Source organism: Bacteroidota bacterium (assembly GCA_021300195.1).
Taxonomy (GTDB): domain Bacteria; phylum Bacteroidota; class Bacteroidia; order J057; family JAJTIE01; genus JAJTIE01.
This window is the reverse complement of record JAJTIE010000041.1, coordinates 1-19,097: the sequence shown is the minus strand read 5'-3', so window position 1 is coordinate 19,097 and position 19,097 is coordinate 1. Positions and strand designations below refer to the sequence as shown.

Below are 19,097 nucleotides of genomic sequence, written 5' to 3'. Positions count from 1 at the left end.
CTCGAGAACTATCGTTGCGTGGGCATTTCCTTGCCCGTCCGCTTACTTACACGGACCCAGCCATTTTCGGTCTTCTTTCTGCCAACTCGGGTAGGAACTCCACCCTCGAGCAGCATCAGCTTGCTCACGTGCAGGGGGGCTTCCATTGTGATCCGATCGCCATTGGGGTTATTTTGGTTCGGTTTAACATGTTTTGTAATCATGTTAACTCCTTCAACCACAGCTTTTTGCTGCTTAGGTAGCACACGCAAAATTCGTCCGCTAGCACCTCTGTTTTTCCCAGAGAGCACTCTCACTTGGTCGCCCTTTGCTACATGAAGCTTGGGAATCTTATTCTTTGTTCTACGCATGATACTAAAGGCTTAGAGTACCTCAGGAGCTAGAGATACAATTTTCATAAACTGCTTTTCACGCAACTCGCGCGCCACTGGGCCAAAGATACGTGTACCTCTCGGCTCGCCTGCATTGTTGATCACGACTGCAGCATTCTCGTCAAAGCGGATGTAACTCCCGTCACGACGGCGTATCTCCTTTTTCACACGGACAATAACGGCCTTCACCACATCGCCCTTCTTCACCGTGCCGTTTGGCATAGCCGATTTAACAGAGCACACCAGTGTATCTCCTATGGTACCATAGCGGCGGGCAGACCCCCCTAGCACACGAATACATAGCAACTCCTTGGCGCCTGTATTGTCGGCTACTTTTAATCGAGACTCTTGCTGAATCATCTTCTTTTTGAATGATGCGTTACTTCGCTCTTTCTACTATCTCCACCAGACGCCAGCGCTTGGTCTTGCTCAGGGGGCGTGTTTCCATGATACGAACACGGTCCCCGATATTGGCATCTTGCTTTTCGTCGTGGGCTGCAAATTTAGTAGTTTTTTTTATAAACTTACCATACAAAGGATGTTTTACTTTCCTTTCTACGCCCACCACAATGGTTTTTTCCATTTTATTGCTCAAAACGATGCCTGTGCGCTCTTTTCGGTTGGCGCGGGCAGGGGCAATTTTTTCTTCACTCATGACTTGCGTTCTTTTAGAATGGTGTGCATCCGGGCAACTTCCTTGCGAATCTTGCGGATGCGTGCAGGATTTTCAATTGGCGCAATCGTATGGTTGAACTTAAGATCTGCCAGCATTTTCTGGTGATCGCGGATACTGGACTCCAGCTCCTGCTCACTGAGTTGACGTATATCTTCGGCTTTCATAGCGATTAGAAATCTCTGCGGATAACAAACTTGGTTTTAACCGGAAGCTTCTGGGCCGCCAGGCGCATGGCCTCACGGGCTACCTCTACCGGCACACCATCACACTCAAACATAATGCGCCCTGGCTGAACGGGGGCTACCCAGTACTCGGGCGATCCCTTGCCCTTACCCATCCGAACCTCTGCGGGTTTTTTCGTCATGGGCTTATCGGGGAAGATGCGAATCCAGACCTGACCTTCGCGCTTCATGAAGCGTGTCATCGCAATCCGAGCGGACTCGATCTGGCGCGACGTAATGAAGTTGGTATCCAGTGTTTTAAGTCCAAAGCTTCCGAAGGCAATCTCCTGCCCACGGGTGGCCATGCCACGTATCCGGCCCTTCTGGGTTTTCCGGAATTTGGTGCGTTTCGGTTGTAGCATAATTATTTCCGTTTACGCTTGTTTCTATCTTGACTCATATCTGGGCCTCCTGGGCGGCCTCCTCTGTCACCACCTCCGCGTGGCGGACGGTCACCACCACGGGCAGGACGGTCACCTCCACGGGCAGGACGATCGCCTCCACGTGGCGGACGGTCACCTCCACGGGCAGCGCCACGGGCGGACGACTTACCTTTTCCGTTCTGAGCCTCCGGAGATAGATCTATCTTGCCGTATAGCTCTCCCTTAAATACCCAAACCTTCACGCCAATGGCACCATATACGGTACGAGCTGTAGAGGTAGCATAGTCGATGTCGGCACGCAGGGTCTGCAGGGGCACACGGCCTTCCTTGTACATCTCGGTACGAGACATATCTGCACCGCCCAGGCGGCCCGAACACATCACCTTAACGCCCTCGGCACCCATACGCATGCCAGAGCTGATGGCGCTCTTCATCGCGCGACGGAAAGAAATGCGTGCCTGAAGCTGCTGAGCTACGTTATCGGCAATCAGCTGGGCATCAATCTCGGGGCGCTTAACCTCGAAGATGTTGATCTGCACTTCCTTATCAGTCAGTTTCTTGATCTCTTCCTTCAGCTTTTCCACCTCCTGGCCAGCACGGCCAATAACGATGCCCGGACGAGCCGTATGGATCGTAATAATGAGGCGGCGCAGGGTGCGCTCAATCACTACCTTGGCAATACCTCCACGTGGGATGCGCGCGGCAAGGTAGTTACGTATCTTTTCGTCCTCTACGATCTTATCGACGTAGTTTTTTCCGCCAAACCAGTTGCTTTCCCAACCCTTGACGATGCCCAGACGCAGGCCAGTAGGATGTGTCTTTTGTCCCATTAGGCGTTTTCTTGGTTATGTACGTCCAACACGATGGTGATATGATTGCTCCGCTTACGAATGCGGTGCGCGCGACCCTGCGGGGCAGGTTGAAAACGCTTCAGCATACTAGCGCCATCCACTTTGATTTCCTTGATATACAGGCACTCTTCCAGGTGTGCCTGGTCGGCAAACTTCTCGCGCCAGTTTGCAATGGCACTCATAAGCAGTTTGCGCATCGGAGCAGCAGCAGCCCGCTGTTCCAGCTTCAGTACACCCAGTGCGTAGGCTACACCCGTGTTTCGCACCACATCTGCCATCAGGCGCATCTTGCGCGGCGAAGTGGGATAATTCCGTAGGGTAGCAAAGGCAATGGTCTTATTGCGCTCCTTACGTGCATCGGCGGCACGCTTTTTCTTGCTACCAGGCAGCTTGGCTATGCCCTGCGCAATTTTCTCTTTGCGGGTCAATTTTTGTGCAATAGCTTCCATTATTTCTTGCCTTTATCTTTGGAACCGGCATGCCCTCTGAAGGTACGGGTAGGGGCAAACTCTCCCAGCTTGTGGCCCACCATGTTCTCGCTGATGTAGACCGGGATAAACTGCTTGCCATTATGGATGGCAAGCGTATGCCCAACAAACTCAGGAGAAACCATGGAGCGACGAGCCCAGGTTTTAATCACTTTTTTATCCCCCACCGCATTCATAGTCTGAACCTTACGCTCCAGATTGAAGTCTATGAAGGGGCCTTTCTTTAATGAGCGTGCCATAATTATTTCTTCTTCTTATTCTTTCTGCGAGAAATGATGTACTGATTGCTTGCCTTTGTCTTGCTACGCGTCTTGTAGCCCTTGGCAGGCAGGCCGGTGCGGCTACGGGGGTGGCCACCACTGGCCTTACCCTCGCCACCACCCATTGGGTGATCTACCGGGTTCATGGCTACGGGGCGCGTGCGGGGCCTGCGGCCCAGCCATCTGTTGCGGCCAGCCTTGCCTATCTCAAGGTTCATGTGGGTTGCATTCCCTACATTCCCTACAGTAGCCAGGCAGTCCAGCAGCACGCGGCGTGTTTCGCCGCTGGGCAGTCTCAGTACAGCAAAGCGATCCTCCTTGGCTGTTAGCTGGGCATACGTGCCAGCACTACGTGCCATCTGGGCTCCTCTGCCGGGTGTTAGTTCGATCGCGTGCAAAATGGTACCGAGCGGCATATTGCGCAGCGGGAGTGCATTGCCTACTACAGGCTCAGCCTGGCTGCCTGCCACCACGGTCTGTCCCACCTTCAAGCCCTCGGGAGCAAGCATGTAGCGCTTCTCGCCATCTGCATAATGCAGCAGGGCAAGGCGGGCAGTACGGTTGGGATCATATTCAATGGCAGCAACCTTGGCCGGAATACCCAGCTTGTTTCGCTTGAAGTCCACGATCCGATATTTCTTCTTGTGACCACCGCCTATATTGCGAACGGTCATCTTACCGCTGTGGTTGCGGCCTCCGGAACGCTTCTTTGAAGCAAGCAGCGAACGCTCTGGAGAAGATTTGGTAATCTCCTCAAAGTCCGAAACTGACCGGAAGCGCTGGCCGGGTGTAACCGGTTTTAATTTGCGAATACCCATGTTTACAGCGTGTTATAAAAATCAATCTCCTTACCCTGGCCGATGGTAACATAGGCCTTCTTGGTCGCCTTGGTTTTCCCTTCCTGCACACCTGTGCGTGTGAACCGGCGGCGCTTTTTGGGTGGAACAATCGCCGTGCGAATGCTCACTACCTCCACATCATACTTGGCCTCTACAGCCTTTTTTATCTCCACCTTATTCGCATCCTTCTCCACCTCGAACCCATATATGCGGCTCTTGGCTTTCTCAGTCATGCGCGTTTGCTTCTCGGTTACGATAGGTTTGATCAGAACACTCATGATTAGGCGAATTGATTGTGAATGATATCTACCGCTTCCTTAGCTACCAGCAGGGTATCGGCATTCAGAATGTCGTAGGTATTCAGCTGGCTGGCGTGCACAATGTAGGTGTTCTCCAGGTTTCTACCTGCGTTGAAGAAAGCCTTATCGTAGTTGCTGGTAACGATCAGGGTTTTTACCCCTGCCAGTTGATTAGCTTTCAGCATGGCTTCAAAGTCTTTGGTCTTGGTATTTGCCAGGGCAAAGTCTTCCAGAACACGTATCTTAGCCTCCTGGGCCTTGTAGCTCAGGGCACTCTTACGAGCCAGCTGCTTTACTTTCTTATTCAGCTTGAAGCCATAGTCGCGCGGACGTGGGCCATGTACCGTACCGCCGTGGCGCCACAGTGGGCTACGCTTGTGGCCGGCACGTGCACCGCCTGTACCTTTCTGACGGAAGGGCTTCTTTTTGCTACCCTGCACATCACCGCGCTCCTTTACCAGGTGTGTACCCTGGCGGCGATTGGCCTGTATGAGGCGCACATCCTGATAGATGGCATGGTCATTGGGCTGAATGCCAAATATCTCGTCGGCCAGCTGGACCTTGCCGCTCTCTTTTCCGTCTACTTTATATACCTTGGCTTCCATTAGTCTTCAAATTTTTCTACAAACACCGTAGAACCCTTGGCACCGGGCACTGAGCCTGCTACCACAACCAGATTCTTTTCAGGGATGATCTTTACCACGTTCAGGTTTTCAATGTGCACCTGACGATTACCCAGCTGGCCTGCCATACGCATGCCCTTGAAAACACGGCTGGGGAATGAGCACGCACCAATAGACCCAGGTGCGCGACCGCGGTTGTGCTGGCCGTGGGTTTGTCCACCCACACCGCCAAAGCCATGGCGTTTCACCACACCCTGAAAGCCTTTGCCCTTGCTCTTGCCCACTACGTCTATGTAGTCGCCCTCTTTGAGCAAGCTATCGATTGTCAGCTTGTCTCCGGGCTTTACCTGGGTTACATCGAAGTCGTACTCCTTCAGCACGCGCAGGTTGGGTGTGCCGGCTTTCTTGAAGTGCCCCTGTTGGGGTTTGTTGGTGCGCTTCTCCTTCTTCTCGCCCCAGCCTATCTGCACGGCGTTATAGCCATCCTTCTCCTCGGTTTTTACCTGCGTTACGTAGCAGGGTCCTACCTCGATCAGGGTAACGGGTATGTTCTTGCGATCCTCAGCAAATATGCTGGTCATGCCAATTTTTTTTCCTATGAGTCCGGGCATGGTCTTACACTTTAATTTCTACGTCTACACCAGTCGGTAGCTCCAGCTTCATCAGCGCATCTACCGTTTTTGAACTTGAACTGAAGATGTCAATCAAGCGCTTGTAGCTGTTCACCTGGAACTGCTCACGACTCTTCTTGTTCACGTGAGGTGAGCGGTTTACCGTGATTACAGAGCGCTGGGTAGGTAGCGGAATGGGCCCACTTACCACGGCTCCGGTAGTTTTTACCGTCTTCACGATTTTTTCCGCGCTACGGTCTACCAGATTATGGTCGTAGCTCTTCAGCTTTATGCGGATTTTCTGTCTCATGCCTCAATCTCTTTAAGTCCTTTTGATTTAGCAACAATCTCCTCCTGTACGTTGCGTGGGGTTGGCTCATAGGCGTGGAACACCATCGTGCTTACGGCACGACCCGAAGACAGGGTCCGCAGTTGGGTTACATAGCCAAACATTTCGCTCAGAGGCACTTTTGCCTTGATTACCTTCTCTCCACCGGAACGGCTTTCCATGTTGTTTACCTGGCCACGACGCTTGTTCAGGTCGCCCACTATGGCACCCATATATTCTTCTGGGGTTACCACCTCTACCATCATGATTGGCTCCAGGATGATGGGGCTTGCCTTGCGGCAGGCGGTACGGAAGGCAAAACGACCAGCCGTCTCGAAGGAGAAACCATCGGAGTCTACCGGGTGGAAAGAACCATCAAATAGACGTGCGCCAATGTTAACGGCCTCAAAACCAGCCAGGATACCATCCTTGAGCGAGTTCTTCAGACCCTTCTCTACAGAGGGTATGAACTCTCGGGGGATGGAACCGCCCTTGATTTCGTTTTTGAATTCAAAATTAAGTTCGCCCTCTGAGGGAAGTGGGTAGATTTCCACCTCAATATCGGCAAATTTGCCTCGGCCACCGGTCTGCTTGGAGTACTTCTCGCGGTGGGTAACGCGGGTGGTAATGGTTTCACGGTAAGAAACCTGGGGTTGCCCCTCATTCACCTCTACTTTGAACTCGCGCTTAAGACGATCGATCAGAATTTCCAGGTGCAGTTCGCCCATACCAGCTATGATCGTCTGGCCACTCTCTTCGTCAATCTTGACCTTGAAGGTAGGATCCTCCTCAGCCAGTTTGGAGAGACCATTGGCCAGGCGGTCGGCATCGCCCTGTGTCTTCGGCTCGATGGCCTTTTCGATCACGGGGTCGGGGAAGGACATGCTCTCCAGCACGATCGGCTTGTCCAGTGCGCAGAGGGTATCTCCAGTACGGATGTCCTTAAAGCCCACTGCAGCGGCTATATCTCCTGCCTCTACGGCATCTATCTGATTCTGCTTGTTGGCATGCATCTGTAGCAGCCGGCTGATGCGCTCCTTGTTCCCGGTACGGGTGTTGAGCACATAGCTGCCTGCCTCTAGCCTGCCACTATAGGCGCGTACAAAGGCCAGCCGGCCTACGTAGGGGTCCGTCATGATCTTGAAGGCCAAGCCAGCAAATGGCTCAGAGGCATCGGCCTTACGGATCTCCGTTTCTTCGCTGTCGGGGTTGATGCCCTCCACCGGAGGTACATCCAGCGGGCTGGGCATGTACTTGCACACCGCATCCAGCATAGTTTGCACGCCTTTGTTTTTGAAGGCTGAACCACACATCATGGGTGTGATCTTGAAGTTCAGCGTTGCTTCGCGTATGGCGTTGTTTAGTTCATCCTCCGTGATGCTGTTTTCATCCTCGAAGAATTTTTCCATCAGGGCATCGTCAAACTCGGCTACCGACTCGATGAGGTGCTGGCGCCAAGTGGCTACCTCCTCCTTCAGATCGGCGGGTATCTCTATATGCTCAAAGGTCATTCCGTAGTCTGACTCATTCCACACAATAGCCTTATTGGTAATCAGGTCTACTACGCCCTTGAAGTGCTCTTCGGCTCCGATGGGTACCTGCAGTGGAACGGGGTTTGCGCCCAGACGCTCCTTTACCTGGTTTACCACATTGAAGAAATCGGCACCCATACGGTCCATTTTATTTACAAAGGCAATACGAGGCACTTTGTACTTGTTGGCCTGGCGCCATACGGTTTCGCTCTGAGGCTCAACACCGCCCACCGAACAGAACACGGCTACTGCGCCGTCTAGCACACGCAGCGAGCGTTCCACCTCTACGGTAAAGTCTACGTGGCCAGGGGTGTCGATGATGTTGATCCGATACTCCTCGTTATTGTAGCGCCAGAAGGTAGTGGTAGCGGCAGAGGTAATGGTAATACCGCGCTCTTGCTCCTGCTCCATCCAGTCCATGGTGGCGGCACCATCATGCACTTCACCAATCTTGTGGGTAATACCGGTGTAGAACAGGATGCGCTCGGTAGTAGTAGTCTTCCCGGCATCTATGTGGGCCATGATGCCAATATTTCGGGTGTGGGGAAGGTCGGTCTTTTTCATCTCAGGCTATTTATGCTATGGGGAATAACGCGTTGGGGCGGAGTATAGGGCTAGAAGCGGAAGTGAGAGAAGGCTTTGTTTGCCTCGGCCATGCGGTGGGTATCATCCTTTTTCTTCACGGCTGCGCCCTCGTTGTTAGCAGCAGCAATGATCTCGCCTGCCAGTCGCTCGCGCATGGTTTTTTCTCCCCGCTTGCGGGCAAACATGGTGAGCCACTTCATGCCCAGACTCTGGCGACGAACGGGCCGTACCTCAGTTGGGATCTGGAATGTGGCACCCCCTACCCTGCGGCTACGCACTTCTACCACCGGCATGATGTTATTCAGGGCCTCTTCAAATTTTTGCAGGCCGCTTTCACCGGTCTTTTTCTCCACTATGTCCAGCGCACCGTAGAAGATACCATAGGCTACGCTTTTCTTACCGTCTTCCATCAGGCGGTTTACATACTTGGTTACCAGCTCGCTACCGTATTTTGGGTCGGGCGTTATCTGGCGCTTGGGTGCTCTCTTGTTTCTCATGGCTTCTTATTTCTTTTTGCCGGTTTTAGCTGCGGGTGCGGCTGTTTTGCCGGCCTTTGGCCGCTTGGTGCCATACTTGCTACGTGCTTGCTTGCGGTCATTCACACCGGCAGTATCCAGTGCTCCGCGTACAATGTGGTAACGCACACCGGGAAGGTCTTTTACCCTGCCACCCCGCACCAGCACAATGCTGTGTTCCTGTAGGTTGTGGCCCTCACCGGGTATATAGGCGTTCACTTCCTTGTTATTGCTCAGCTTTACCCGCGCTACCTTACGCAGGGCAGAGTTCGGTTTCTTGGGGGTGGTGGTGTACACACGGGTGCACACACCGCGGCGCTGCGGACAGGAGTCCAGCGCGGGGCTCTTGCTTTTGGTAGCCGGTACAATCCGGCCTTTGCGAACAAGTTGCGAAATAGTGGGCATAACTGCGGTTTTGATTGATTTTCCGTTTCAGTCTTTGCACGACCTCGCGGAAAAAGAACGGCAAAAATAGGGGCTTTCTCTCTACTTATCAAATGCTCGTGTTCTTTTTTTTAACTTTTTTGTGTGTATCTCATCCAAATCACTTCCAACTGCACCCCAAGCCGGATAATCAATGGACAAAACAGGCCTCTATTGGCACCTACGCACCGCAATTTCGACCCATACACTTGTTGCCAGCACAGCTTTCCTTAGCGTAGAACTGGCGTAGGAAAATGAGAGGAACCCGCGTGCGGCTGGCAGACCCGAGGCGTTGTCCGGACCGACCTGGAAATGTCGGCTTCACCGGTTCAGCAGCGCAAAACTGGAATAGCAGGGCCCATGTAGTATACATGTAGTATAGTGGCCAAGCCATGGGCGGCGACCTGGGATATAGCGGCTTACCTAGCTATATAGGCAAAAGCCCGGAACACACATACACGGTGCACATGGCAGCATGCCACCCGATAATGAGGCAGAAGAGGCTTTGTAGCCGAGAAGAAAGAATGGGCACCACTGTTGGGATTTTTTTTACCTTTGCGCCGCGCAGCCAGGCCGACTCAAGTCTTGGCCCTTGCGCAATGGTTTCAAAATTTTCTAACTGAATCAGCATGAAGAGCGCAAAACAACTATATGGATGGATGCTGGCACTGGCATTGCTAGGCCTGGTTTCTTGTGGCGAGGACCTGCAAAAGAAGGTGAAAGAGCTGCACTACGAGGTAATCGGCCTGCACGATGAAGTGATGCCAAAAATCTGCTACATCGAGCTGTACAAAGCCGAACTGGACAGTAGCTATGCGGATAGCCTGGAGGCTACGGCCCCAGCAAATACCTACAAAACCCTGCAGGCCGAACTGACTGAGGCCGAAGCCTCGATGACAGAATGGATGCAAAAGTTTCAGCCACCTGCAGCGGGAGACGATGTGGAGAAGGCACTGGGCTACCTGAATAAAGAACTGGTGCGGGTAAACGGGGTGAAGAGCAAAATTGAGACCGCTATCAAAAATGCCCAGCAGCGCATTCCCCTCAGCCCGGAGAAACTAAAAGCGTGTGAAACCCGTCAAGCCCATTCGCAGCAACCCTAGGCGCGTAGCCTGGCGAATACAGGGGTCTCGACTGCTTTTTTGAAAAAAACATTTTGCGATTCCGGCAATTCGTACGAAATTGCAGCCCATTTTTGCAAGCCGTATCCGACCAAATCTAGGAAATGGATTCTTTAAGCTATAAAACAACCTCCATCACACCCGAGCAGATAGAGCATAAGTGGGTGCTGATCGATGCGACCGACCTGGTGTTGGGTCGCCTGGCGAGCCAAGTAGCAGCCATGCTACGCGGAAAGCATAAGCCCTACTTTACCCCGAACCTGGACTGTGGGGATCATGTGGTGATCGTGAATGCCGAACGCGTACGCCTTACCGGAAACAAGATCAATACACACACCTTTGTGTACCATACCGGCTACCCCGGCGGGCAGCGCGAGCGTAGTGCAGCCCTGATCCTGGAAAAAAATCCGGAGCAACTGCTGGAAAACGCCATACGCCGCATGCTACCCAAAAACAAGCTGGGCCACCAGATCATCAGCAAGCTGCACGTATATGCTGGCGAAGCCCACAAGCATGAAGCACAGAATCCTCAACCCCTAGCGCTATAATGGAAAAACTGAATACCATCGGACGCCGCAAGCGCTCTGTAGCGCGCGTGTATCTGGCAGACGGCAGCGGTGCATTTGTGATAAACGACCGCGAAGCCGATACCTTCCTGAATAACGATGTGCTGCGCATGAAGGTGCGCCAGCCCTTCCAGCTGCTACAGCTGGAGCAGGCACAGTTCGACATCCGTGTGAATGTAGCCGGTGGCGGCATAAACGGCCAGGCCGAGGCCATCCGCCTGGGCATTGCACGCGCACTGGAGCAATACAATCCCGAGCACCGCGGTAGCCTGAAAAAAGCCGGCATGCTAAGCGTAGACAGCCGCCAGGTAGAACGCAAAAAGTACGGCAAGCCCAAAGCCCGCAAGAGTTTCCAATTCTCAAAACGTTAATCCATGGCTACCATTACCCAAGACCAACTGCTGGAAGCCGGCGTACACTTTGGCCACCTCTCGCGCAAGTGGAATCCCCACATGGCGCCTTACATCTTCATGCAGCGTAACAGCATCCACATCATCGATCTGAACAAGACCGAAAAGATGCTGGAGCAAGCCTGCCTGGTAGCCCGGCAGCTAGCTGTTACTGGCCGAAAAATCATGTTTGTCGGCACAAAAAAGCAAGCCAAGGACGTTATCCGCGAGCTCGCGATAGAGGTGAACATGCCCTATGTAACCGAGCGCTGGCTGGGTGGCATGCTCACAAACTTTGCCACGGTGCGCAAGAGCGTTAAAAAGCTGCAGAGCATCGAGAAAATGGAGCTGGACGGCACCTTCGACCTGCTGCAAAAGAAAGAACGCCTGATGCTAAGCCGCGAGAAGGCAAAACTGGAGGCCGTGCTGGGTGGCATCACCGAACTGAACCGCCTGCCCGCTGCCCTCTTTGTAGTAGACATTGTGAAAGAACACATTGCTATAGCCGAAGCGCGCAAGCTGAACATCCCCACCATTGCCATTGTAGATACCAATAGCAACCCCAACGTGGTAGACTTTCCCATACCGGGCAATGACGATGCGGCCAAGTCCATACACCTGCTAACCAAAGCCATTACCGACTCGATTCGCGAAGGCCTGGAGGAGCGCAAGCTTCAGAAAGAAAAGGAAAAGGACGAAGAAGGCAAAGACAAGGAGAAAGAACAGGCCTAAACCTGGCCCTCTTGGCTAAAATGAAAAAAGCGGACCCCAAAGGCCCGCTTTTTTATTTATCCGCTATCTTGCACCGCATCCTGCCGGACACATGCACATCGAACAACTCGAGATCAAAAACTACAAAAGCCTAAGGGAGGTCAAGCTAAGCAACATCCCCAAAATGGCTGTTTTTTTGGGTGCAAATGGCGTAGGGAAATCCACCCTGCTAGACGTATTCGGCTTTCTGAACGACGCGCTGAAGAACAATGTGAAGACGGCGATCAACAACCGGGGCGGTTTTGCCCAGGTAATCTCGCGCGACCAGACCGGCGACATTGAGATCAAGATCAAGTTTCGCAACGAAACCCCCAATCTCCAAAAACAGCCCCTCATTACCTACGAGCTTGCCGTAGGGCTAAAGGGCGGAGAGATAGTAGTAAAACGGGAACGGCTGCAGTACCGGCGGGGCCAGCACGGGAGACCCTGGAAGTTTCTTGACTTTGCCGAAGGAAAAGGCAGTGCCATTACCAACGAGCAGGACTTCGGAAAATTGGATAACACCGAGGAACCCGAGCGGGAAGAAAGAGAGGACCAAACCCTGGACGCGCCCAATATCCTGGCCATCAAGGGACTCGGGCAGTTTCAGCGCTTCCGGGCCATCTCCGAGTTCCGGAAGCTGATTGAGAACTGGTATGTAGCAAACTTTCAGATACCGGATGCCAAGCTAAGCCAGGAGATAGGGGTAGCCCAGCAGCTCTCGCCCACGGGTCACAACCTGGCCCAGGTGGCAGAGTATCTGCACGACCACCACCCGGGTATTTTTCAGGAGATCCTGAAAAAAATGAGCAAGCGGGTACCGGGAGTGGAGGAAGTGGAAGCTGAAAAAACGATAGATGGCCGGATTGTGCTCAAGTTCAAGGACGGTTCCTTCAAAGATCCCTTCATATCCCGCTTCGTTTCGGACGTTACCCTGAAAATGTTTGCGTACCTGCTGCTGCTGCACGACCCCCACCCCAGGCCCCTGCTGTGCGTAGAAGAGCCGGAGAACTACCTGTACCCAGACCTGCTGGGGCAGCTAGCCGAAGAGTTCCGAGACTATGCCTACCGGGGCGGGCAGGTATTTATCACCACCCACAGCCCCGACTTTGTAAATCATCTGGAGCCAAAGGAAGTGTTCTGGCTATCAAAGAAGGCGGGCCAGACCCAAGTGCACCATGCGAGCGACCATGAGATACTGGTCAGCCTATGCAAAGCAGGAGACCAGCTGGGCTATCTGTGGACGCAGGACCTTTTCCCCGATATAGACCCCGTATGATCTATTTCCTGCTGGAAGAGCAGAGCATGAAGGACTTCCTCCAGCCTTTTATTCCGCGCCTCATCCCCCGGCTCAGGGAGAATGAGGACTTCCAGCTTGTGCCGCATCAGGGCAGGCAAGCCCTGACCTACCCCTACCCCACCTGATACTTTTTTGTACCCATGTCTCACACCGCTCCCAGCCTCCCCAGTGGCACGCGAGATTTTTTGCCACACGAAACCCTGAACCGGCAGTACCTGTTTGGGGTCATCCGCCAGGTATTTGCCAAATTTGGCTACCAGCCCATCGAAACCCCTGCCATGGAAAAGCTGAGTGTGCTGACCGGCAAGTATGGCGAGGAGGGCGACCAGCTGATCTTCAAGATCCTGAACAATGGCGACTACCTGAGCAAGGTGGATGAGGCCCTGCTGGCCCGCAGAGACAGCAAGGCCCTGATCCCCCAGCTGGCAGAACGGGCCCTGCGCTATGACCTTACGGTGCCCTTTGCCCGCTATGTGGTGATGCACCAGAACGAGCTGGCCTTCCCCTTCAAGCGCTACCAGATACAGCCGGTGTGGCGGGCCGACCGCCCGCAGAAGGGCCGATACCGAGAGTTCTACCAGTGCGACGTGGATGTAGTGGGCAGCAACAGCCTGCTACACGAGGCCGAGTTTATCGCCATCTACGACGAAGTGCTGAGTACCCTGGGCCTGCGAGACTTCAGCATACGGCTGAACCACCGCGCCCTGCTGCAGAGCCTGACCGAGCTGGCAGGGGTGCCCGATCAATTTGCGGATGTATGCGTGGCGATCGACAAGCTGGACAAAATTGGCCCCGATGGCGTAGCCCGAGAACTGAGCGAGCGCGGCCTGCGCCCCGAGGCTGCCCAGCAGATTCTCTCCCTCATTGGGCTAAAGGGTAGCCCCCAGGCCATGCTGGATGAGCTAGGCCCCCTGGTAGCAGCCACCCCATCGGGTAGCCGTGGCATAGCCGAGCTACGGGAGGTACTACGGCTGGCCGAATACATGGGCATTCGCCAGGCAAAAGTGGAGATAGACCTCACCCTGGCCCGCGGCCTCAGCTACTACACGGGCACCATCTTCGAGGTAGTGAGCCATGAGGTTCAGATGGGCAGCCTGGGCGGCGGGGGGCGCTACGACAACCTGACGGGCATGTTTGGCCGAAATGGCCTGAGTGGGGCAGGTATCTCACTGGGGGCTGAGCGCATCTACGATGTGCTGGAGGCCCTGGGGCTTTTTGGCCAGCTGCCCCACCAGGGCACACAGGTGCTCATCCTGCACACGGCCGAGGCCGAGGCCGATGAATGCCGGATGCTGAGCCAGCTACGTAGCTGCGGCATAGCCAGCGAGCGCTACCCGGAGCCTGCCAAACTGGGCAAGCAGTTTGGCTATGCCGACAAGAAGCGCATACCCTGGTGTGTACTATATGGAGCAGAAGAGCGGCAAGAGGGGCTGCTAAGCCTAAAGAACATGCAAACCGGCGAACAGCAACGCTTGACCCCGCATGCGCTGCTTGCTATCTTGGGCCATGACGGAGCCACAAGCCCCAACCCCTAGCCCGACGCACCGACCTGAACGCCCGCTACTCGTAGTACTCAGCGGGGCAGGCATGAGCGCCGAGAGCGGCATCCCCACTTTTCGCGATGCGGGGGGGCTGTGGGAGGGCCATCGGGTAGAAGCCGTAGCCAGCCCCGAAGCATGGGCGCGAGATCCGGGGCGGGTACTCCGCTTCTACAACCTGCGGCGGGAAGCAGCCTGGCAGGCCCAGCCCCATCTGGGGCACCACATCCTGGCCCGGCTCGAAGCCGCTTTTCGTGTGGTAATTCTTACACAGAACGTAGATGCGCTGCACGAACGGGCGGGTAGCAGCCAAGTGCTACACCTGCACGGCGAGCTGAGCAAGGTGCGCAGTACCTTGAACCCCCGGTACATCCAGGAGGTGGGCGGCGCAGCCATCCAGCTGGGCGATACCTGCCCGCAGGGGGCCCAGCTACGCCCGCATATCGTTTGGTTTGGCGAGGATGTGCCCCTGTACCCCCAGGCAGCCAAACTGGCTAGCCAGGCAGATCTGTTCCTCGTGGTAGGTACCAGCCTGCAGGTGTACCCGGCGGCTGGGCTGATAGACTATGTGCCAGCACACAGCCCCATATGGCTGATCGACCAAAAGGTACCAGCCGTTAGCCGAAAAGGCCTGCGCGTACTGGAGACATCGGCTAGCGAGGGCCTGAGCCTGCTGGCAAAACAGCTGGCACCCGAACTATATGTGGGCTAAACTGCTGAATGGCCTGGGCCGTGTAATCCCCCTGCGCGAAATGGTGAGCCTGCATCAGGGAAAGCTCCTGGTGGTGCTGTACCACCTGGTGTGCGATGATTACCTGCCCCATGTACGCCCCCTGTACGCCTACCGCTCGGTACCCACCCTGGATGCAGACATTGAAACATTCCTGAAACACTACATTCCCATTACCCTGCCCGAGCTGATCGCGCAACGCCACACACTACGGCCCTTTGAGCATCCGCGCATCCTGCTCACCTTCGACGATGGCCTGCGCCAATGTGCCGATATTGTGGCACCCATGCTGGCAGCCAAGGGCATCCCGGCAGCTTTCTTTCTTTGCCCGCCACTCATGGACAATCGGCAGCTGATGTATCGCCACCAGGTAGCCCTGCTGCTGCACCGGCTGGAGGAGCAGCCCCAGCTGGCACATGCCATGCGCAGCTGCTTTCAGGAGGCGGGCTACCCGGCGCAGTCGGCAGCGCCGAACCTGCGGGCACTGAAGGCGCAGGACCAACCCCTGCTGGAGCGGCTGACCCAGCTGGCCGAACTGGATATCCCCGCCTTTCTGGCTACGCAGCGGCCCTACATGACTTGGGCCCAGGCCCGTGAGATGCAGCGCATGGGCTTCGACTTTGGCGCCCACAGCCTGCACCACTGGCCCTACCAGGGCCTGACGGAAGCCGAGCAGCTGGAGGAGACGCGTGCCAGCCTGGACATCGTGCAGCAGCAGCTGGCACTACCCTATCGCGCCTTTGCCTTCCCGTTTTATGACCATGGTTTACCCCGCACGCTCCTGTACAGGCTGGTGCGGGGGCCGCAGCGCATAGCAGATCTGACGTTGGGCACCTCGGGCCTAAAGCGCGATGTGCACCGCCGGAGCCTGCAGCGCGTAGACATGGAAAGGTGGCCGCTACCCGCCACATCCATCCTGAAACAGGCGTATCTTAGGGCCGCCATGCGGACACTTGCCCTGAGAAACCGAATGAAACGCGCATGAAACGCGAGACCATCGCCGTAGGAGAGCTGATGGATTATGTGGGTTCTGAGACGTATGCCCACCTCAGGCAGGTGCCCATATCGCCCCTGCGTGCCTGGGCACAGAGCCAGAACCCGGATGCCGATGGCAACGATATAGCCCTTATCCTCTACACAGAGGGGGGCCAGGTGATAGCCTACCGGGGGCTGGTGCCTGTGGGACTGGTGGGCGGTAGCCGTGCCGTGCTGCTCAGCGGCATCTGGGTACAGCACGATTACCGAGGGCAGGGCCTGGGCCACCGCCTGGTGGAGGAACCCTACCAGGCATGGCAGGGGTGTGTACTCGCCACCGATATGGCACCGGCCATGATCCACATAAATGAGGCGCTGGGATACTACCAGTACGATAGGCAACTGCGGGGGCACCGCTTCTACCTACGCAGTATGCTGGCCGGCAGGCGCCAGCGCCGTGGCCAGCACGCATCCGGCTGGGCAAGGGCTACAGACCGGCTGCTGAATAGCCTAAGCCGCCCAGAGCCCATTGACACACAGGGATATAGCCTGCAGACCACCGATCCGGATACGGCCCTGGCCTATAGTGCGCCCTACTGCCAGCAAGATTACGTACCCAAAACCCTGGCCAGGCTCCACTGGCGCGAGCTGCCCTGGTTGTCTCGCACGTTGCAATGCGATCGATACCACTTCAGCTGCCACTGCCCAGACTATCGGGCGGGCTGGTACCTGGCCCAGGATGCATCCCAGACTGCAGGGGCCGTGCGGCTGCTCGTGCGGCAGGGCGAGCTGAAGATCAAATATGTGTATGGACCAAAAGAAAACCATCCGCTACTGGCCAGGCTGATTATACACCTGGGCCATAGCTGGAAGGTAAACAGCCTGCTCTGCCTGGATCTTCCTCTCTCGGAGGCGCTATGCCAGCAGGCCGATCAGTTTATCTACCACAGGCCACAGGAGCAGCCCATCCTGGTCGGCGGGGGGCTACAGCTGCCCGCAGGCCTGCAGTGGCAGGTGGGAGACCTGGATAGCAACTTTACCTGAATACCTGCACCATGCCCCCTATCGTGAAGGCCACAGATGAGATCTATTTGCTCAGCACTGCGCGTGCTATGAGCGCGGAGCAGCGTACCGCCTTTGTGCAGCAGGTGGCAGCCCTGGGCTTTAGCCCGATAGCAGGGCGGAGCCTGAGTATGCAGCAGGGCGTACTGGCCGGCACAGATGCCGATCGGCTGGCCGACCTACAGGCCGCGCTAGACCACCCCACAGCCCAGGCCATCTGGTGCGGGCGGGGGGGCTACGGCACCAGCCGACTGCTAGACGCACTGGACTGGACAGCCTACCGCCGACAGCCCAAGTGGGTGGTTGGTTTTTCGGACACTACGGCCCTGCTAGCAGCAGCACTGGCCGCGGGGGGATACGCCCTGCATGGGGTGATGGGTTTTCAGGCGGGGCAGCCTGCCTATGCCGGGGCCTGGCAGGGTGTAAAGAGCCTGCTGATGGGGGCACCTATGCACTACCACTGGCCCGCCAGCACCCACTGCCTGCCCGGAACGGCCAGCGGCAGGCTGGTGGGCGGAAACCTGAGTCTGCTGGCACACATGGTGGGCTGCCGTCAGGAGTTTGACTACCAGGATGCGATCCTTTTTATAGAAGAAATAGACGAGTACCTGTATAGCCTGGACCGCATGCTGGTACAGCTGGCGCGATCGGGCAGGCTGGCCCATATACGCGGGGTGGTGCTGGGTGCCTTCACTCAGATACAAGACAACGCGGATCCCTTTGGGCTAAGCCTGGCCGAGATCCTGATCCGGGCCTTCCAGGGTCGGGGCATCCCCGTTGCCTTTGGCTTCCCAGCCGGGCACGAGCCACCCAACCTGCCGCTTGTATTGGGTGCCCAGGTCCAGCTTAGCCAGGCTGTCGGCACCTGGCAGCTGGCGGAGGCAGGGGCCAGGCAAAGGCAGCTACGGCGGGGCTAGCCGTAGGCTTCATCCTCACGCATATCCGCCACCACCAGCCGTTCGTGCGGGTGGTAGCCCACGCGGTACAGGTTGTGGATCAGTAGCTGAGGTGGACCCTCCAGGCGCATATAGTAGCCATCCCGCAGGTATCGCTTGATGAGGTCGGTAAGGCTAGCCATAGGCCTGCCCTCCTCTATATCCAGGTCGTACAGGTTCACATGGATGGTGTCGCCATGCTCAAAGGGCTCGAGTGCCTCGTACACCGTTTCCAGGTCCGGGGCTTCCAGGGTTCCAGTCAGGATGATGCTATGGTTGGCTTGGTGTATCTCGATCATGCCAGGGTACTTTGTAAAAAGCAGACCAAAAAACGGCCCACTTATCTTAAATCTACGTATCATTTGCCAAAAACATAGGACAATCGAGGTAGAAAAGGGCGATAAAGGATGAACTGGGGAAAGGAACCCACACTTATTCACACAGCTAAGGCAAATTCAGCCCCTGCACCCTGCCTGGGCTGCCCGCACAGCAACCGCAGCGCTGTAGAGGGGTGCGGCGGTACCACAGATACGCGCCCGCACCCCGGTGCACATGCGGTATGCCTATCGCACCAGGGTAAGCGTACGGATCAGTTCGCGCGTGCCGCCCTGGCAGTCGGGCACCTGGATGTGCACTACGTAGGTGCCCTCGGGCGCATCGGCATTGCCGGTGCTGCCGTCGGTACCGCGCCAGGGCTGGCTGCCCGTGTACACCAGCTGGCCCCAG

Annotated in this window: 28 protein-coding genes; 11 read left to right on the top strand and 17 right to left on the bottom strand. The window is 55.9% G+C overall.

What is annotated here, in order from left to right:
• Positions 1-8 precede the first annotated feature (8 nt).
• From rplX to rpsL, 16 genes are read right to left on the bottom strand one after another with little or no spacing between them, the layout of a single operon-like run.
• Complete coding sequence (gene rplX, locus LW884_09520) at positions 9-350, bottom strand: 50S ribosomal protein L24 (protein ID MCE3008565.1); 342 nt, start codon at positions 348-350, stop codon at positions 9-11.
• 12 nt (positions 351-362) lie between these two features.
• The gene (gene rplN, locus LW884_09515) at positions 363-731 is read right to left on the bottom strand and encodes a 50S ribosomal protein L14 (GenBank protein ID MCE3008564.1); all 369 of its coding nucleotides are present in this window, start codon (positions 729-731) and stop codon (positions 363-365) included.
• Positions 732-750: 19 nt separating this feature from the next.
• Complete coding sequence (gene rpsQ, locus LW884_09510) at positions 751-1,026, bottom strand: 30S ribosomal protein S17 (GenBank protein MCE3008563.1); 276 nt, start codon at positions 1,024-1,026, stop codon at positions 751-753.
• The gene (gene rpmC / locus LW884_09505) at positions 1,023-1,211 is read right to left on the bottom strand and encodes a 50S ribosomal protein L29 (GenBank protein MCE3008562.1); all 189 of its coding nucleotides are present in this window, start codon (positions 1,209-1,211) and stop codon (positions 1,023-1,025) included. The genes rpsQ and rpmC overlap by 4 nt, the downstream gene beginning before the upstream one ends.
• 5 nt (positions 1,212-1,216) lie before the next feature.
• Complete coding sequence (gene rplP / locus LW884_09500; protein MCE3008561.1) at positions 1,217-1,630, bottom strand: 50S ribosomal protein L16; 414 nt, start codon at positions 1,628-1,630, stop codon at positions 1,217-1,219.
• A 2-nt stretch (positions 1,631-1,632) separates the two neighbouring features.
• On the bottom strand, positions 1,633-2,481 hold the full coding sequence (rpsC, locus tag LW884_09495) for a 30S ribosomal protein S3 (GenBank protein ID MCE3008560.1): 849 nt from the start codon (positions 2,479-2,481) through the stop codon (positions 1,633-1,635).
• Positions 2,481-2,951, bottom strand: a complete 471-nt coding sequence (locus tag LW884_09490) for a 50S ribosomal protein L22 (GenBank protein MCE3008559.1) — start codon at positions 2,949-2,951, stop codon at positions 2,481-2,483. Before LW884_09490 ends, rpsC begins: the two co-directional genes overlap by 1 nt.
• Entirely contained in the window at positions 2,951-3,229 is a 279-nt protein-coding gene (gene rpsS, locus LW884_09485) for a 30S ribosomal protein S19 (protein MCE3008558.1), read from the bottom strand. The genes LW884_09490 and rpsS overlap by 1 nt, the downstream gene beginning before the upstream one ends.
• Positions 3,230-3,231: 2 nt before the next feature.
• The gene (gene rplB, locus LW884_09480) at positions 3,232-4,068 is read right to left on the bottom strand and encodes a 50S ribosomal protein L2 (protein ID MCE3008557.1); all 837 of its coding nucleotides are present in this window, start codon (positions 4,066-4,068) and stop codon (positions 3,232-3,234) included.
• A gap of 2 nt (positions 4,069-4,070) precedes the next feature.
• Positions 4,071-4,367, bottom strand: a complete 297-nt coding sequence (gene rplW, locus LW884_09475) for a 50S ribosomal protein L23 (protein MCE3008556.1) — start codon at positions 4,365-4,367, stop codon at positions 4,071-4,073.
• A 2-nt stretch (positions 4,368-4,369) separates the two neighbouring features.
• Positions 4,370-4,993, bottom strand: coding sequence for a 50S ribosomal protein L4 (rplD, locus tag LW884_09470; protein MCE3008555.1), 624 nt, complete (start codon positions 4,991-4,993; stop codon positions 4,370-4,372).
• On the bottom strand, positions 4,993-5,622 hold the full coding sequence (gene rplC, locus LW884_09465; protein ID MCE3008554.1) for a 50S ribosomal protein L3: 630 nt from the start codon (positions 5,620-5,622) through the stop codon (positions 4,993-4,995). Before rplC ends, rplD begins: the two co-directional genes overlap by 1 nt.
• Before the next feature lie 4 nt (positions 5,623-5,626).
• Positions 5,627-5,932, bottom strand: a complete 306-nt coding sequence (gene rpsJ / locus LW884_09460; GenBank protein MCE3008553.1) for a 30S ribosomal protein S10 — start codon at positions 5,930-5,932, stop codon at positions 5,627-5,629.
• Positions 5,929-8,046, bottom strand: coding sequence for an elongation factor G (gene fusA / locus LW884_09455; GenBank protein MCE3008552.1), 2,118 nt, complete (start codon positions 8,044-8,046; stop codon positions 5,929-5,931). Before fusA ends, rpsJ begins: the two co-directional genes overlap by 4 nt.
• Positions 8,047-8,096: 50 nt before the next feature.
• Positions 8,097-8,564 (bottom strand): 30S ribosomal protein S7, encoded by a 468-nt coding sequence (gene rpsG / locus LW884_09450; protein ID MCE3008551.1) that lies wholly within the window; start codon positions 8,562-8,564, stop codon positions 8,097-8,099.
• A 6-nt stretch (positions 8,565-8,570) separates the two neighbouring features.
• Entirely contained in the window at positions 8,571-8,987 is a 417-nt protein-coding gene (rpsL, locus tag LW884_09445; GenBank protein ID MCE3008550.1) for a 30S ribosomal protein S12, read from the bottom strand.
• A gap of 647 nt (positions 8,988-9,634) precedes the next feature.
• Between rpsL and LW884_09440 the strand changes: the two genes are divergently transcribed.
• From LW884_09440 to LW884_09390, 11 genes are all read left to right on the top strand, one after another.
• Positions 9,635-10,108, top strand: a complete 474-nt coding sequence (locus LW884_09440) for a hypothetical protein (GenBank protein MCE3008549.1) — start codon at positions 9,635-9,637, stop codon at positions 10,106-10,108.
• Positions 10,109-10,230: 122 nt separating this feature from the next.
• The gene (gene rplM, locus LW884_09435) at positions 10,231-10,674 is read left to right on the top strand and encodes a 50S ribosomal protein L13 (protein MCE3008548.1); all 444 of its coding nucleotides are present in this window, start codon (positions 10,231-10,233) and stop codon (positions 10,672-10,674) included.
• Positions 10,674-11,063 (top strand): 30S ribosomal protein S9, encoded by a 390-nt coding sequence (rpsI, locus tag LW884_09430; protein ID MCE3008547.1) that lies wholly within the window; start codon positions 10,674-10,676, stop codon positions 11,061-11,063. Before rplM ends, rpsI begins: the two co-directional genes overlap by 1 nt.
• A 3-nt stretch (positions 11,064-11,066) precedes the next feature.
• Positions 11,067-11,813 (top strand): 30S ribosomal protein S2, encoded by a 747-nt coding sequence (gene rpsB / locus LW884_09425; GenBank protein ID MCE3008546.1) that lies wholly within the window; start codon positions 11,067-11,069, stop codon positions 11,811-11,813.
• A gap of 91 nt (positions 11,814-11,904) precedes the next feature.
• Positions 11,905-13,110 (top strand): AAA family ATPase, encoded by a 1,206-nt coding sequence (locus LW884_09420; GenBank protein ID MCE3008545.1) that lies wholly within the window; start codon positions 11,905-11,907, stop codon positions 13,108-13,110.
• On the top strand, positions 13,107-13,256 hold the full coding sequence (locus LW884_09415; GenBank protein ID MCE3008544.1) for a hypothetical protein: 150 nt from the start codon (positions 13,107-13,109) through the stop codon (positions 13,254-13,256). The genes LW884_09420 and LW884_09415 overlap by 4 nt, the downstream gene beginning before the upstream one ends.
• Before the next feature lie 15 nt (positions 13,257-13,271).
• Positions 13,272-14,666: a histidine--tRNA ligase gene (gene hisS / locus LW884_09410; protein MCE3008543.1), complete on the top strand. Its 1,395-nt coding sequence runs from the start codon at positions 13,272-13,274 to the stop codon at positions 14,664-14,666.
• Positions 14,638-15,381: an NAD-dependent deacylase gene (locus LW884_09405; protein MCE3008542.1), complete on the top strand. Its 744-nt coding sequence runs from the start codon at positions 14,638-14,640 to the stop codon at positions 15,379-15,381. The genes hisS and LW884_09405 overlap by 29 nt, the downstream gene beginning before the upstream one ends.
• Complete coding sequence (locus LW884_09400) at positions 15,371-16,384, top strand: polysaccharide deacetylase family protein (protein MCE3008541.1); 1,014 nt, start codon at positions 15,371-15,373, stop codon at positions 16,382-16,384. Before LW884_09405 ends, LW884_09400 begins: the two co-directional genes overlap by 11 nt.
• Entirely contained in the window at positions 16,381-17,418 is a 1,038-nt protein-coding gene (locus tag LW884_09395; protein ID MCE3008540.1) for a hypothetical protein, read from the top strand. The genes LW884_09400 and LW884_09395 overlap by 4 nt, the downstream gene beginning before the upstream one ends.
• An 11-nt stretch (positions 17,419-17,429) precedes the next feature.
• Positions 17,430-18,353, top strand: coding sequence for an LD-carboxypeptidase (locus LW884_09390; GenBank protein MCE3008539.1), 924 nt, complete (start codon positions 17,430-17,432; stop codon positions 18,351-18,353).
• On the opposite strand, the gene LW884_09385 is transcribed toward LW884_09390, so the two are convergent.
• Positions 18,350-18,670 (bottom strand): hypothetical protein, encoded by a 321-nt coding sequence (locus LW884_09385; protein MCE3008538.1) that lies wholly within the window; start codon positions 18,668-18,670, stop codon positions 18,350-18,352. The genes LW884_09390 and LW884_09385 overlap by 4 nt on opposite strands.
• Positions 18,671-19,097 lie beyond the last annotated feature (427 nt).

Bases quoted from the DNA above. Each gene is read 5' to 3' on its own strand.
- rplX (MCE3008565.1), bottom strand. From the start codon at position 350: ATGCGTAGAACAAAGAATAAGATTCCCAAGCTTCATGTAGCAAAGGGC.
- rplN (MCE3008564.1), bottom strand. From the start codon at position 731: ATGATTCAGCAAGAGTCTCGATTAAAAGTAGCCGACAATACAGGCGCC.
- rpsQ (MCE3008563.1), bottom strand. From the start codon at position 1,026: ATGAGTGAAGAAAAAATTGCCCCTGCCCGCGCCAACCGAAAAGAGCGC.
- rpmC (MCE3008562.1), bottom strand. From the start codon at position 1,211: ATGAAAGCCGAAGATATACGTCAACTCAGTGAGCAGGAGCTGGAGTCC.
- rplP (MCE3008561.1), bottom strand. From the start codon at position 1,630: ATGCTACAACCGAAACGCACCAAATTCCGGAAAACCCAGAAGGGCCGG.
- rpsC (MCE3008560.1), bottom strand. From the start codon at position 2,481: ATGGGACAAAAGACACATCCTACTGGCCTGCGTCTGGGCATCGTCAAG.
- LW884_09490 (MCE3008559.1), bottom strand. From the start codon at position 2,951: ATGGAAGCTATTGCACAAAAATTGACCCGCAAAGAGAAAATTGCGCAG.
- rpsS (MCE3008558.1), bottom strand. From the start codon at position 3,229: ATGGCACGCTCATTAAAGAAAGGCCCCTTCATAGACTTCAATCTGGAG.
- rplB (MCE3008557.1), bottom strand. From the start codon at position 4,068: ATGGGTATTCGCAAATTAAAACCGGTTACACCCGGCCAGCGCTTCCGG.
- rplW (MCE3008556.1), bottom strand. From the start codon at position 4,367: ATGAGTGTTCTGATCAAACCTATCGTAACCGAGAAGCAAACGCGCATG.
- rplD (MCE3008555.1), bottom strand. From the start codon at position 4,993: ATGGAAGCCAAGGTATATAAAGTAGACGGAAAAGAGAGCGGCAAGGTC.
- rplC (MCE3008554.1), bottom strand. From the start codon at position 5,622: ATGCCCGGACTCATAGGAAAAAAAATTGGCATGACCAGCATATTTGCT.
- rpsJ (MCE3008553.1), bottom strand. From the start codon at position 5,932: ATGAGACAGAAAATCCGCATAAAGCTGAAGAGCTACGACCATAATCTG.
- fusA (MCE3008552.1), bottom strand. From the start codon at position 8,046: ATGAAAAAGACCGACCTTCCCCACACCCGAAATATTGGCATCATGGCC.
- rpsG (MCE3008551.1), bottom strand. From the start codon at position 8,564: ATGAGAAACAAGAGAGCACCCAAGCGCCAGATAACGCCCGACCCAAAA.
- rpsL (MCE3008550.1), bottom strand. From the start codon at position 8,987: ATGCCCACTATTTCGCAACTTGTTCGCAAAGGCCGGATTGTACCGGCT.
- LW884_09440 (MCE3008549.1), top strand. From the start codon at position 9,635: ATGAAGAGCGCAAAACAACTATATGGATGGATGCTGGCACTGGCATTG.
- rplM (MCE3008548.1), top strand. From the start codon at position 10,231: ATGGATTCTTTAAGCTATAAAACAACCTCCATCACACCCGAGCAGATA.
- rpsI (MCE3008547.1), top strand. From the start codon at position 10,674: ATGGAAAAACTGAATACCATCGGACGCCGCAAGCGCTCTGTAGCGCGC.
- rpsB (MCE3008546.1), top strand. From the start codon at position 11,067: ATGGCTACCATTACCCAAGACCAACTGCTGGAAGCCGGCGTACACTTT.
- LW884_09420 (MCE3008545.1), top strand. From the start codon at position 11,905: ATGCACATCGAACAACTCGAGATCAAAAACTACAAAAGCCTAAGGGAG.
- LW884_09415 (MCE3008544.1), top strand. From the start codon at position 13,107: ATGATCTATTTCCTGCTGGAAGAGCAGAGCATGAAGGACTTCCTCCAG.
- hisS (MCE3008543.1), top strand. From the start codon at position 13,272: ATGTCTCACACCGCTCCCAGCCTCCCCAGTGGCACGCGAGATTTTTTG.
- LW884_09405 (MCE3008542.1), top strand. From the start codon at position 14,638: ATGACGGAGCCACAAGCCCCAACCCCTAGCCCGACGCACCGACCTGAA.
- LW884_09400 (MCE3008541.1), top strand. From the start codon at position 15,371: ATGTGGGCTAAACTGCTGAATGGCCTGGGCCGTGTAATCCCCCTGCGC.
- LW884_09395 (MCE3008540.1), top strand. From the start codon at position 16,381: ATGAAACGCGAGACCATCGCCGTAGGAGAGCTGATGGATTATGTGGGT.
- LW884_09390 (MCE3008539.1), top strand. From the start codon at position 17,430: ATGCCCCCTATCGTGAAGGCCACAGATGAGATCTATTTGCTCAGCACT.
- LW884_09385 (MCE3008538.1), bottom strand. From the start codon at position 18,670: ATGATCGAGATACACCAAGCCAACCATAGCATCATCCTGACTGGAACC.